This window comes from Tunturibacter empetritectus (assembly GCF_040358985.1).
GTDB lineage: Bacteria > Acidobacteriota > Terriglobia > Terriglobales > Acidobacteriaceae > Edaphobacter > Edaphobacter empetritectus.
In genome coordinates this window covers 2,568,552-2,581,625 of the sequence record NZ_CP132932.1, presented here as the reverse complement: position 1 = coordinate 2,581,625, position 13,074 = coordinate 2,568,552, and the positions used below count along the sequence as shown (strand labels likewise).

Here is a 13,074-nt window from a genome sequence, read left to right as displayed (position 1 = left end):
GACCACGACATGAGTCGAGTTCTCATCATCGGAAGTCACACCCCGATCAGCCGCGAGATCGGCCGCGCACTCACTGCCGCTCACTTGCCCACGGTGTATTCGGCAGGCCCCGCCGATGCGCTCAGGCGGTTGCGTACCCGGCGCTTCGACGTCGTCATTACCAGCGCCGATAGCGATATCGATGAGAACCTCGCGCTCCTCGAAGAGATGCGCTCCATCAGGCCCGAACTGAAGTGCATCGTCCTCGCGCAACACAGTACCCCCGACAAGGTCATCGCCGCCCTGAAAGCCCGGGTCTTCGGCTGTTTCACGCCTCCCTTCGACACTCAGGAGATCGCGGCCATGGTCGCCAGTGCGGCTTCCGACAACCACTCGCGAGACGACATCGAAATCCTCTCGGCCCGTCCCGGTTGGGTCTCCATCCGCGCCAACTGCCGCCTCGTCACCGCCGAGCGCCTTCTCTCCTTCGCGAAGGAACTCAGCGCCCAACTCCCCGAAGATGCGAGACAGGAGATCATCCAGGCCTTCCGCGAGATTCTTATGAACGCCATGGAACACGGAGCGAAGTTCAATCCCGAACAGGTCGTCGAAGTGAACGCCATTCGCACCGCCCGCACCATGGTCTTCCGTGTGCGCGACCCCGGCACCGGCTTCCAGAAGGAATCCCTCGCCCACGCGGCCATCGGAAATCCCGCTACCGATCCCACGGCCCACATCCTGCTACGCAAGGAACAGGGGATGCGCGCCGGAGGATACGGTCTTCTTCTAGCAAGCGGCACCGTCGACGAGCTAATCTACAACGCAATCGGCAACGAAGTAATACTCATCAAGTACCTGGATACAACCGCGAACAACGAGAAGCCCTGAAGCATAGCTCCGTTCATCCAGCAGACCTCTGCATCGAAACCGCGCCCATCATAAAACACAGCGCCGCCAGCGCGGACAACACCGCAGGCCCAACCGAAAAGAACTGCAGCGAAAGCACAGTTCCAAAGCACTGCAGCACAAACATCCCCACGCAATCCTGCGCGCTGCCATCTCCCCGGCGCGCACCATCGACCCCAGTGTCCATGCCAGCCATGCGCCGAAGAGATAAAGGCTCGAGATAAACAGTCCAAAGCCCTTATAAAACCCGCCATAGCTGAACGTCGAGCTCCCAGCAGAAAAGCGCACGCTGTTCATCGCCTCCCACACGGCACGACCCTCCGCCGTGTCCGGGCGGAAGGCCAGAAAGCCGTACGTATGGCCCACGGCAAACAGCAGCAACACCACAGCCGCAGCGCGAAACCACGCCGCCGCCCTCATACCCACTCATCCGCCTTCGCCGCAAACCGCTCCATCACGCCGACCCAGCCGGAGTTCACCTGCTCGTGCATCTTCGACCAGCCCGCACCGTGTCGCTTCATGTGGCGATGCTCCAGCTCCACCAGCGTCGTGCCATCATCCGCCGGAGTAAATCGCACCTCCACCTCACTACACCTGCTCAGATCCGGTTCGAACTGCCAGTCCGGACGAATCTGCCACGCCATAACAAAAAGATGTGGAGGCTCCCACGTCAACACCGAACCCCACGGACAGTTCGTCCCATCCTCCTGCTCGGAATAGATCGCGCCCATCGGCTTGCCCTCCACCACCACACGCTTCATCGGTGAGCTGCCAATGTGGTGCGTCCGCGGCCACCAGCTATCCATCTCCTCCGTAAACACCCGAAACGCGCGCGCAACCTCTGCCTTCACGCGAACACTCTTCCGCACGGGCTCCAACTCCTGCGAGTCCGCCAGCAGCGTCGCTTCATCCATCATCAGTTGTCTCTCCGGCATATCACTTCTCCTCGACCTTCGCTTGAAATGCTTCCAGAGCCTCGCCCCAGAAGTTGTCCAGATACTTTCGCAGCGCCTCAAATCCCTTCGGATCCAAACTGTAGTAGCGCCGCGTTCCTGCTGCCTCATCGCGCACCAGCTTCGCCTCCTTTAAAACCCGCAGATGCTGCGAGACTGCAGGCCTGCTAACCGTAAGACCACGCGCGAGCTCGCCAACCGGCAACGGCCCCCGGCGAAGCCGCTCCAGCAGCATCCGCCGCGTAACATCCCCCAAAGCATTAAGTTGCACCTGTTCGTAAGCTTTCACTTACCGTAAGCTAGTACTTACATAAAAATCTGTCAAGCATTTTTAGAGATAACGAAGTGCCCGCTGCGCGCGGGGCGGTCACTTCGTGACTTGTATACCCCTTCGGTTGGCGCTCCCTTTGGTCGCGATCAAGAATCTCTCCGCCGACCAACGGGAGGCCCAAGGCGAGCCGGTACACCCCCCACAAAGTGGGCGCCGCCCGTGCAGGGCGCGCTAAAATCGGAAGTCGATTTATCATGGAGAGTATGCCGTTTCCGATCAAAGTCTGCGCCATCTGCTCAGAAGAGTTCGAGCTAAAGCCGGATAAGCCCGGCTTCGCCAACCGCTGTCCCGAGTGCAGCGCCGAAGAGTTCACCGACCCCGTAAGCAAGCAACGCATGGACTCCGACGAGCGCAAAAACCAGACCGAAGCCAACGCCGCCCGGCGCCAGGCCATGCGCGAGCTCCTCTACCGCAAAGACAGCTAGCGGCCCCCGCACTTCTGGCAACGACTCTGCACTTCAGCGGTTGATCGCGGCACCCGCCCCGCATACTCTAAGTCCATGAGTTCTACGGCCAAGCCGACGCCCCAGGCGCCCTCCCTCCACCTGCGCGGAGTCCGCAAGGCCTTCGCCGAGGTCGTCGCCGTCAACGGTCTCGATCTCGAGGTCACATCCGGCGAGTGCTTCGGTCTGCTCGGGCCAAACGGCGCCGGCAAAACCACTACCATCGAGATCTGCGAAGGCCTCACCGCACCCGACAGCGGCGTCGTCGAACTCCTCGGTCTCAACTGGAGCACACACGCCGAAGAACTGCGCCAGCGCATCGGCCTCCAACTCCAGGAGACCCAGTTCTCCGAGAAGATGACCGTCGAAGAGACCCTGCGCCTCTTCCGCAGCTTCTTTCGCCGCGGCATCACCGTCGAAGACTCCATCAAAACCGCCCAGCTCGAAGAGAAGCGCAGCGCCCGCGTAGGCACTCTCTCCGGCGGCCAGAAGCAGCGACTCGCCATGGCCTGCGCGCTCGTCGGCGACCCCGAGCTGCTCTTCCTCGACGAGCCCACCACCGGCCTCGATCCCCAGGCACGCCGCAACCTCTGGGATCTCCTCGACCGCCTCAAGCAGGAGGGCCGCACCATCATCCTCACCACCCACTACATGGACGAGGCCGAGCGCCTCTGCGACCGCGTCGCGATCATGGACCACGGCCGCATCATCGCGCTCGACACCCCGCCGAAGCTCATCGCCTCCGTCGGCGGAGAACACATCGTAGAGTTCGCCGCCACCAGCCAGGACAACGGAGCAACCGGAGCAAACGGAGCCGCCGCAGTCGATCCAGCCCTGCTGACAGCCATCGACGGAGTAGAGTCACACCGCCTCACCGCCGGAATCCACCAGCTCTCCGTGCGCGAGCTCCACACCGCAGTCCCGAAGATCTTCTCCGTACTCGCCTCGCAGGGGCTTCACCTCGACGAGTTCCGCACCCACTCGGCCACGCTCGAAGATGTCTTCGTAGCCCTCACCGGAAGGAACCTCCGCGATGAATAAGCTGGAGTTCAGCAGCCTCTATCAACTCACGATGATGCGCTTCCGCCTCTTCCTTCGCGAGCCCGAAGCCATCTTCTGGATCTTCATCTTCCCCATCCTGCTCGCCGCCGGCCTTGGCATCGCCTTTCGCAACCGCCCGCCGGAGGTCCTTCAGGTAGGCGCGACCACGCTGCAACTCACCCAGGCACTCAACGCCGACAAAGGACTGACCTCCACAACGATGGATGAAGCAGCAGGCACGCAGGCGTTAGCGACGGGACGCATTCTGCTCCTCGCAGTTCAGAGGCCGGACACGACTGTCTACCAGTATGACTCCACCAACCCGGACGCACGAACCGCAAAGCTCCTCGCCGACCGCGCCATCCAAACCGCAGCCGGCCGACACGACGCCCTCCCCACCAAAGAAGAGTTAGTCCACGAAACCGGCTCCCGGTACATCGACTTCGTCGTGCCAGGCCTGCTGGGAATGAACTTGATGGGATCCGCCATGTGGGGCATGGGATTCGCCATCGTTGACGCGCGCCAAAAGAAACTCCTCAAGCGCCTCGTCGCCTCGCCCATGCCGCGCTGGCAGTACCTCGCATCGTTTCTCCTCTCGCGTCTGGTTATGCTCGTCATCGAAGTCGCCGCCTTCCTCGGCTTCTCCCGCCTCGTCTTCGGTGTGCCCTTCCGCGGATCGATCACGCAACTCGCACTCCTCTGCATGCTCACTTCACTAGCCTTCTCTGCCCTCGGCCTGCTCACAGCCTCCCGCGCCAAAACCATCGAAGCTGTCTCCGGCCTCATGAACTTCGTCATGTTTCCCATGTGGATCTTCTCCGGAGTCTTCTTCTCCTCCACCCGCTTTCCCGCAGTCGTCCAGCCCCTGATCCGAGCATTGCCTCTCACCGCCGCCATCGACGCCATGCGCGGCAACATGCTTCAAGGAATGAGCCTCCAACAACTCATCGCCCCAGTAGCCATCCTTCTGGCATGGCTCATCATCCCCTTCGCCATCTCCCTCCTCATCTTCCGCTGGCGCTAGATATCGGGGGACGAAAACTCAAGGGAAATACCAGTGGTAGGCCAGCTTCGGGTCCGACACAAGGAGCTGCCGAAAACCTCGTTTTTCGTGAAGTGCGGATAGCCGCCTGATCGTCGATGAGTGACTCGGCGATTTAGCGAGAATCCAGAAGGATGTCTGGCGACATGCGTGTTTCGTTACTCATCACGTACTATGGGTAGAAAATTAGCTAGCTAGTGCCCGCAGGCCGTGTTGGCGGCGTTATGCCATAGCCGAAACCCGCAGAGGAGACGGATCATGAGAAAGCTCAAAGTCGTCAGATGAGACTCTCGCTATTCTCTGTGCTGCTGGTGCCGCTAGCCTTGTTGTCGCTCTTCCTCTGCGCGGCCTCTGGACTTCATGCCCAGAACTTCAACCTGCAAACCGGACGCGAGCCCGTCGCCTCCCTCGATGGCCTCTGGCGTTTTCACATCGGAGACGATCCCGCATGGGCCGACCCGAACTTCGACGATTCGCAATGGCCTCTGCTCCGGTCCGATGAGGCTCCTGGCCAACAGGGCTATAAGAACTACAGCGGATTCGCATGGTATCGCTTCACCGTAGTGGTGCCTGACGGTAGCAGGAATTGGTCCATCAATTTAGGGCCCATGGAAACGGGCTATCAGCTCTTCGTCGACGGACGTCTCGCCGGTTCATTCGGCCCAATCCTCAGTTCTCTGAACTACGCCGTTTTAAGCCGCGTCTTTGCCCTATCCCCCGCCGCAACCGCCGGCCCGCGTACGTTTCACATTGCCATCCGCACCTGGCACCTTCCGGCCTGGGCAGATTATGTGCCGGGAGGGTTTGGGGTTTTCGGTAGCAGCTATTTCGGAGACTCTCGCCTCATCGCACAACGTGCGGCGACGGCCAGATCGCTGCAGTGGAACGGGCTCGTCAACGAATACACCTATGCCGTGCTCAGCACGCTCGTCGGCCTCGTCATGCTCGTCTTGTTTTTCATCCGCCGCGAAGAACGTGAATATCTATGGTTCGCGCTGCTTCTACTGGCGAACGCGATAGACATCGGACTGAGCTTCGGTCAGGTACTTGCTCTGATGCCTTTGCCGGTCTTTGATTTTATCGATGGCTTAGTGCGATCGGCTGCTCTCTTTGCTGCCATGGCTTTTTTCTCCATCGTGCTGCGCGCGCCGCGCTCCAAAGCATGGTGGCTCATTGCCGCGTTGTTGCTCATCAATCCGCTAGGGATTTTTCTTTACGTCTTCAATATCAATATCACCTCCGTGGGAATTGCCAGCTTGATTGCCACGCTGTCTGTGCTCCCTGCCACCGTCTGGATTCTCGTAACCCTGCTTAGGCGCGCGCTCCAACGCGATCGCGACGCGCTCATCCTGCTTGTTCCTACTCTGCTCTGGCAGGGATTTCCCTTCATCGACAACCTCCTCCTCATCACGTGGCAACTGGGCTGGCAGCGTTGGGCGTCACACTGGACTTTCGCTTTGCTAACCAAACCGTTCGTGCTGTTGCCTGGTCCAGCCGTCGGTACAGTCTTCATCTTTGCGCTTCTTCTATTTCTGATTCGGCGCTTCTCGCTCGCTCGGCAGGAGGGGGCGCGCCTTGCAAGTGAATTCGAATCTGCCCGCAACATTCAATCGCTGCTCTTCCCGGCAAAGCCGCTTGCTACCCCCGGTTTTGCCATCGAAAGCGTCTATCTTCCCGCCAGTGAAGTAGGCGGTGACTTCTTCCAGATCATGCCCGCCAACGACGGCTCTCTGCTCGTTGTCGTCGGAGACGTCAGCGGCAAGGGCCTCAAAGCTGCAATGACCGTCGGCAGCATCATCGGCGCGCTGCGTGGCTGCCCAGTGCGAAGACCCGACGAAGTCCTCGCTCACCTCAACCGCGTTCTCCACGGCCAGATAACAGGCTTCGTTATCTGCACCGCCGCGCTTATCGCCGCCAATGGCAACATGACCCTAGCCAACGCCGGAAACCTCCCGCCCTACCGCAATGGGCAAGAACTAGAGATTGAATCCGGTCTGCCACTTGGTATCACGCCGGATGCTTATTATTCCGAAAACACATTCCAGCTCAATCCACACGACCGCCTCACCTTCGTATCGGACGGAGTCGTAGAAGCCACGAACGAACGTCGCGAACTCTTCGGGTTCCACCGAACCCAGGCCATCAGCACCCAATCTGCAAGCGCCATCGCCGAAGCCGCAAAGCAATTCGGCCAGAGCGACGACATCACCGTACTTACCCTCACGCTCACGCCCTCTCTGAAAGCATCGCCCCGATAGCCATCCTGCTGGCATGGCTCATCGTCCCCTTCACCATCTCCCTCCGCATCTTCCGCTGGCGCTAGATATCAATAGACGAAAAAGCGTCGGTAGAAAACCGGTGGCAGGTCAGCTTCGACTGCGGCACAAGAACCTGCCGAAAGCCCCTTCTGGGGAATGACTGGCTTTGCAATCACCTCACTACCGATAAGCAGACTTATAGGCCTGATGTGGGCATAGTCAGACTCTCGGCGCACAGTTTGTTTCTATCCTGGCCACTTCACTGTGGAATTGATCGAGCCGTTGATTGCTGGCGCCATGGCCACTGCAGGTAACTGATTCTGATTATCAAATGTAGAGTTAAAGACAATCGCCCATACAACGCCGTCCTGTCTCCGCATCAGAAACGCCGAAGTTCCCGAAAAGTTTCCGCCGTGGAACTCCGATCGACCTTCCGGCTCTGTCGAGCTAACATGCCATCCATAGCCGTAGTATTCGGTAAAGTCGATGCCATTGGAGGACGTTCCCGACTCCGCGGGGCGCGAAAACATCTTGTCAATGGACTCGCCAGTCAAAGGGCCGTTTGGGTGTGCGATGTCTAACGATGCGCCGAATCGCGCGAGGTCCGATGCGGTTGCGATCCATCCGCCGTGCGAATCCATCGCCTCGACCTGGAAACCTCCGTACCGCCAAACCACGTCTTTCCCGCCGAAGACGTTTTTGGAGGTCGGAGTGGGATCGTCGGCGGAATAATACCGGACTTCTCCTTCTGCCCGCATTTCAGCCAGCGAATGGCCGATGCGAGCGTCTGCAATGCCGAGCGGCTTGAACAGTTCACTCGTCACGAAGTCCGCGTAGGGTCTACCGGAGACCTTCTCGATTACTCTTCCAAGGACACAGTAGCCGAAGTTCGAATACGAATAGTGAGTGCCGGGATCAAAATCTAACGGACGAGTCATCATGAATCGAACGATGTCTACAGGGCGTGCCGGTGATTGGCTTCCAAGACTTTGCGCGATCTGCAAAGTGGAGAACATCGGGTCGAAACCGGTCCACGTTTCGAACGGATTCCTCGCGAGGTTGGCCGCCCAGCCACCTGTGTGGCAAAGCACTTGATGGACGGTAATGGAATTCAGTCTCGGATCGAGTGGTGTCCGCTCATGAAACGGCATCTCCAGTGCGAGCAACGGAAACACTGGATCGGTGAGCCGCAGTTTGCCCCGCTGCACGAGGAGCATGATCGCAGCGGAGGTGAATGTTTTACTTACGCTTGCGATCCTGAAAAGAGACGATGGCTGAGCGGGCAACCTGGCTTCCACATCTGCATAGCCGAACGCACGAGCATAAATGACATCTCCGTTCCGCGCGACGGCAAGACTCGCGCCTGCAAGTGATGGATTGTTGCGGAGATAGTCCACCAGAACCTCGTCGAGATGTTTCAATTCAGGTACGGACTTTCCAGTTGTGGGGACCGGACCAGTTTGCGCGAAACCGGTCCAGCTGAGAACCAGCGTCCCAAAACCCGTCTTCGCAGTCAAAGCCAATGCTTCACGGCGGCTCATCGAGTCGGCTCTTCTGATCATGATTCGTTATCTCCAGACTGGTCTGCGTTGCTGGCCATCGAAAAGTATGCCATCAGAAAATCCCGATGCTGCGCCGCATAGTGTCTTCTTCGGACTGAGTATCCTGCTGATGGGACATACGCAGGAAAGGCAGAGAGGTTCCAAGTCAAGTAACGAGAAACGCGCTTCTGTTGACCTATCCGACGCAGTTCCTTAAAATCAGCTTTTCGGCAAATTGACCCCTTCACATCAAACTGACCCACTATCGAAAAACTTTCAGTCTGCGCATATGCCGACCGCAAGACACACAATGAATGTGAATTTTCTGCTAATACTGGTTGATGCGGAAAAAAGTAATTGAAATCAACCCAGCCGATCGCCAGGCCATACTCGAAGAACGTCGTCGCCTGAAGATGGCACGCTCTGCCCACGCCTATGTCCGTGGAAACACCCTCCAGTTCTACCAGTGGCTCAAGGAAGACTCCGCCCGCAAGCTCCCCCAGGGCCCTCCCGTATGGATCTGCGGCGACTGCCACGTAGGCAACCTCGGTCCCGTCGCCAACTCCGACGGCAAAGTCGAGATCGAGATCCGCGACCTCGACCAGACCGTCATCGGCAACCCCGCGCACGATCTCATCCGCCTCGGCCTCTCCCTCGCCACCGCCGCCCGCGGCTCCGACCTTCCCGGAGTCACCACCGCCCTCATGATGGAGCAGATGGTCCAGGGATATCGCAGCGCCCTCGTCCCGCAACGCGCAAAGAAGATCCAGAAAACGCCTGAAAACCTGCGCCCGGTCGAGACCGTGCTTCGTCAGGCCGTCAATCGCGAGTGGCGTCATCTGGCCCAGGAGCGCATTGAGGACGTCGAGCCAACCATTCCGCTCGGCGATCGCTTCTGGGCACTCTCCGAAGAGGAAAAGGAAGAGATCAAACAGCTCTTCCAGAAGGAAGACGCCCGCAAGCTCATCACCTCGCTCAAGCATCGCGACGACGACGCCAAGATCCGTGTGCTCGACGCCGCCTACTGGATGAAGGGCTGCAGCTCCCTCGGCCGCCTTCGCTACGCCGTCCTGCTCGGCGTAGGCCCGAAGAAAGACAAGGAGTACTGCCTCGTCGACATCAAGGAGGCCGTGCGAGCCGCCGCACCGGCAGCCAAAAACGCCGACATGCCCAGAGACTTCGCCCAGCGGGTCGTCACCGGCGCCTCGAACCTGTCTCCATATCTCGGCGAACGCATGCTCGCCGCGAAGTTCCTAGGCCGCCCAGTCGTCCTGCGCGAGCTCATGCCTCAGGACCTCAAGCTCGAGATCGACCGCCTCACCCGCGAGGAAGCCGTCAACGCCGCCAGCTATCTCGCCTACATCGTCGGCAAAGCCCACGCCCGCCAGATGGACGCTGCCACCCGCAAGCGCTGGGCTGCTGAGCTCACCAAAAACCAGTCAAAGACCCTCAACGCCCCCGGCTGGATGTGGACCAGCATCGTCGAGCTCATCGCCAGCCACGAAACCGCCTACCTCGAACACTGCCGCCTCTACGCAACCGCCTAGTGAAGAAGAGCGGCCTGCCGGCAGCCCGCTACGCGCGGTGCGGTCACTTCGTGACGGGTATACCCCTTCGGTTGACGCTCCCGTTGGTCGCGATGAAATATCAGCCGACCATTGGGAGGCCCGGGCGAAGCCGGTATACACCCCACGAAGTGGGCGCGGCCCGCGCAGGGCGAACCAAGGCATCTCTCGATCCAGAAAGGCAGGCATAACCTACGCACTCAACCCTCCTCACTCCCAATCAAAGATTTTCCACAGAAAAATCTCTAACAGTTGGCTTATTTTTAGCCCACCAAAAACACGCAGCTAAAACACCACCTTTCACCAGCGAACCACCACGATCACACCAGCAAAACACCACGTCAAAACACCTACTTTTCCCAAAACCCCCTCAAAAAAAGCCCAAAAACAGCAAAAAACTCCCCCTCCACCACGCCCATATTTTTTCTGCAAAACCAAGAGGTTTAGGATTAGAGAATGGACTGGAAGAGCAAACGGATTCGCACCATCCTTGAAGCTGCCCTGGCTGAAGACAAAGTCGCCAACGACGTCACCACCGCTCTCACCATCCCACCCAATCTCCGCGCCTCCGGAACCATCATCGCCAAGCAGGCCTGCGTCGTCTCCGGACTAGGCTGCATCCCCGTATTTCTCGATATCTTCGCAAAGATGCAGACCGCGTCAACCGGGCGTTTCGAGGTCATCAGCCACCCCGAGATCTTCGACGGCGTAAGCGTGAAGAAGGGCCAAACCCTCGCCGTGATTCGCCATAACGCTGCAGCCATCCTCTCCTGCGAGCGCGTCATCCTCAACCTCATGCAGCGCATGAGCGGCATCGCCACACTGACCAACGAGTTCGTAAAAGCAGTCGCCGGCACCAAGACAAAAGTCCTCGACACTCGCAAAACCATACCAGGCCTGCGCGTTCTCGATAAGTACGCCGTCTGCTGCGGCGGCGGCGTCAATCATCGCCTCGATCTGCAGGACGGAATCCTCATCAAGAACAATCACATCTCGCTCGGCGGCGGCCTTCCAACAGTGCTAGAGCGCGCCCTCCAAGGCCGAAAAACAGGCCAGGTCGTGCAGGTCGAAGCCCGCAGCCAGGCAGAATTAGATCAAGCTATCGCTGGCGGCGCAGAGTCCATCCTGCTCGACAACATGACTCCTTCGCAGGTAAAGAAAGCGGTCAAGCAGATTCGCGCCACCCTGCCAAACGTCCCAGTTGAAGCCTCCGGCAACATGAATCTGAAGACGGTGCGTGACTACGCCTTAGCCGGAGTGGACTTCGTCTCCGTCGGCGCACTCACCCACTCAGCCGTTGCAGTTGACCTGAGCATGCGCATAACAGCGGACATCTACTGAGGGCAGCGTGGCTGATTCGTTCGATCTTTCCTCCATTGTCGCTGCACTCGCCCGCTCCCCCTTCGCCGGCCATCTGCAGCATCTCCCAACGGTTGGGTCCACCAACTTGCTGGCGTTGGAAGCCGCACAAGCAGGCGCATCGCATGGCAGCGTGTGGGTCGCCGATGAGCAAACCGCAGGGCGAGGGCGCGGCGGCAACACCTGGCACTCCATACCCGGCGACGGGCTTTACCTAAGCGTGCTCCTTCGCCCGCAAATAGCCTTAGTCGACGCACTCTGGCTATCCCTAGCAACCGGCCTTGCTGCGCAAGCAGCCATCGCCGCCGTAACAGGCCTTAGACCAGATATTCGTTGGCCCAATGATCTTCTTCTCGATGAAAAAAAATGCGGAGGCATCCTGGTCGAAACCTCCTCGATTCCCTCGCAGTCTGACACTCCCACGATGCTTCGATACGCCGTCATAGGGATCGGCATCAATGTAAATCACAGCAACTTCCCTGCCGAAATTGAACCCTTCGCCACCTCGCTGCGCCGCGAAGGCGGAAGTTCGCATCCACGGGAACGCGTACTGATCGAACTTCTGCGCGCTCTCGACGAAGAGATTCACCTTCTCGAGGATGAGCTCCGTGAAGCTTCCACGCGCCCCTCCCTGTTAGAGAGATTTGAAGCAGCGTCAAGCTGGGTGCGAGGCAAACGCGTTCGAGTCGACGAGGACGGCGGATATACTGGCGTGACGACAGGGCTCGACCCTCGCGGCTTTTTGCGTATCGCAGGAGACGATGGAGAGCTGCATACGGTACTCTCCGGCGGAGTTCGTCCGTTCTAGACCGAACAGGGTGGGAGATTCGAACCATGCTACTGGCAATGGATGTGGGCAACACCAACACGGTTCTCGGGCTCTACCGGCTGGCCAACGAAGCAACGGCGACGGGGCCGGAGTTGGTGGCGAACTGGCGCATCACAACACCCTCGTCGAAACTGACCAGCGATGAGTTCGGCATTCTCCTGCGCAATCTCTTCGGCTTAAAAGGGCTGGAGATTGGAGTAGTCGACGGCATCGCGATCTCCTCAGTAGTCCCCCCACTGGACTCAACCCTGCGCCAGGTCTGCGAGCTGTACTTTCATGTTAGGCCCGTCTTCGTCGAACCTGGCGTGAAGACCGGCATTCCCGTCTTGACGGATAACCCCGCAGAGCTCGGCGCCGACCGGATCGTCAACTGCATCGCGGCCTTCGAGCGCTTCGGAGGACCGTGCATCGTGGTGGATATGGGCACTGCAACAACCTTCGACGTGCTCTCAAAAAAAGGCGAGTTCCTCGGCGGCGCGATCGCCCCGGGGCTAGGCATCTCCGCCGATGCTCTGTTCTCGCGCGCGGCCCGGCTGCCGCGAATCGATATCAAAAAACCCGCAAAGGTCATCGGAACCGGAACCGTCGACAACATCCAGATTGGCCTTTACTACGGCTACATCGGGCTCGTCGACGGCATCCTCGAACGCATGATAGCCGAGATGGGACCCGAGACTAAAACCGTTGCCACTGGCGGCCTCGCAAAACTCATTGCCGGCGGATCGAAGTACATCGGAGCAGTGGATGAGTTGCTGACGTTGACCGGACTGCGCCTCATCTACGAGCGCAATCTTGACCGGCACAAAAAGCGCGGGACCTAACTACGA

13 protein-coding genes are annotated in these 13,074 nt (G+C 59.2%); 9 read left to right on the top strand and 4 right to left on the bottom strand.

Annotated features, from left to right (window positions below):
* Positions 1-9 precede the first annotated feature (9 nt).
* A complete protein-coding gene (locus tag RBB75_RS10550; RefSeq protein WP_353068058.1) occupies positions 10-867 on the top strand; it encodes an ATP-binding response regulator in 858 nt (285 codons plus the stop codon).
* A gap of 48 nt (positions 868-915) precedes the next feature.
* Here the strand turns inward: RBB75_RS10550 and RBB75_RS21105 are convergent, their stop codons facing one another.
* From RBB75_RS21105 to RBB75_RS10535, 3 genes are read right to left on the bottom strand one after another with little or no spacing between them, the layout of a single operon-like run.
* Positions 916-1,305, bottom strand: coding sequence for an LIC_13387 family protein (locus tag RBB75_RS21105; RefSeq protein ID WP_434557129.1), 390 nt, complete (start codon positions 1,303-1,305; stop codon positions 916-918).
* A complete protein-coding gene (locus RBB75_RS10540) occupies positions 1,302-1,820 on the bottom strand; it encodes an SRPBCC family protein (RefSeq protein WP_179636549.1) in 519 nt (172 codons plus the stop codon). The genes RBB75_RS21105 and RBB75_RS10540 overlap by 4 nt, the downstream gene beginning before the upstream one ends.
* A 1-nt stretch (position 1,821) precedes the next feature.
* Positions 1,822-2,127: an ArsR/SmtB family transcription factor gene (locus RBB75_RS10535; protein ID WP_179636548.1), complete on the bottom strand. Its 306-nt coding sequence runs from the start codon at positions 2,125-2,127 to the stop codon at positions 1,822-1,824.
* 245 nt (positions 2,128-2,372) lie between these two features.
* Between RBB75_RS10535 and RBB75_RS10530 the strand changes: the two genes are divergently transcribed.
* The 4 genes from RBB75_RS10530 (at position 2,373) to RBB75_RS10515 (ending at position 6,953) form a co-directional block, all read left to right on the top strand.
* Positions 2,373-2,594: a hypothetical protein gene (locus tag RBB75_RS10530; RefSeq protein ID WP_179636547.1), complete on the top strand. Its 222-nt coding sequence runs from the start codon at positions 2,373-2,375 to the stop codon at positions 2,592-2,594.
* 75 nt (positions 2,595-2,669) lie between these two features.
* The gene (locus tag RBB75_RS10525; RefSeq protein WP_179636546.1) at positions 2,670-3,653 is read left to right on the top strand and encodes an ABC transporter ATP-binding protein; all 984 of its coding nucleotides are present in this window, start codon (positions 2,670-2,672) and stop codon (positions 3,651-3,653) included.
* The gene (locus RBB75_RS10520; RefSeq protein WP_179636545.1) at positions 3,646-4,677 is read left to right on the top strand and encodes an ABC transporter permease; all 1,032 of its coding nucleotides are present in this window, start codon (positions 3,646-3,648) and stop codon (positions 4,675-4,677) included. The genes RBB75_RS10525 and RBB75_RS10520 overlap by 8 nt, the downstream gene beginning before the upstream one ends.
* 299 nt (positions 4,678-4,976) lie before the next feature.
* Entirely contained in the window at positions 4,977-6,953 is a 1,977-nt protein-coding gene (locus RBB75_RS10515; protein WP_353068056.1) for a PP2C family protein-serine/threonine phosphatase, read from the top strand.
* A gap of 245 nt (positions 6,954-7,198) precedes the next feature.
* On the opposite strand, the gene RBB75_RS10510 is transcribed toward RBB75_RS10515, so the two are convergent.
* The gene (locus tag RBB75_RS10510; protein ID WP_353068055.1) at positions 7,199-8,515 is read right to left on the bottom strand and encodes a serine hydrolase domain-containing protein; all 1,317 of its coding nucleotides are present in this window, start codon (positions 8,513-8,515) and stop codon (positions 7,199-7,201) included.
* Positions 8,516-8,835: 320 nt separating this feature from the next.
* Here RBB75_RS10510 and RBB75_RS10505 point away from each other — a divergent pair, with 320 nt between their 5' ends.
* The 4 genes from RBB75_RS10505 to RBB75_RS10490 all read left to right on the top strand — a co-directional run bounded on the left by RBB75_RS10505 (position 8,836) and on the right by RBB75_RS10490 (position 13,068).
* Positions 8,836-10,041 carry a DUF2252 family protein gene (locus RBB75_RS10505; protein ID WP_353068054.1) on the top strand — a complete coding sequence of 402 codons (1,206 nt, stop codon included), beginning with the start codon at positions 8,836-8,838 and terminating at the stop codon, positions 10,039-10,041.
* Between the two features lie 474 nt (positions 10,042-10,515).
* Positions 10,516-11,400: a carboxylating nicotinate-nucleotide diphosphorylase gene (nadC, locus tag RBB75_RS10500; protein WP_353068053.1), complete on the top strand. Its 885-nt coding sequence runs from the start codon at positions 10,516-10,518 to the stop codon at positions 11,398-11,400.
* Between the two features lie 7 nt (positions 11,401-11,407).
* Positions 11,408-12,226: a biotin--[acetyl-CoA-carboxylase] ligase gene (locus RBB75_RS10495; protein ID WP_179636541.1), complete on the top strand. Its 819-nt coding sequence runs from the start codon at positions 11,408-11,410 to the stop codon at positions 12,224-12,226.
* A 26-nt stretch (positions 12,227-12,252) separates the two neighbouring features.
* The gene (locus RBB75_RS10490) at positions 12,253-13,068 is read left to right on the top strand and encodes a type III pantothenate kinase (RefSeq protein ID WP_179636540.1); all 816 of its coding nucleotides are present in this window, start codon (positions 12,253-12,255) and stop codon (positions 13,066-13,068) included.
* Positions 13,069-13,074: the final 6 nt, after the last annotated feature.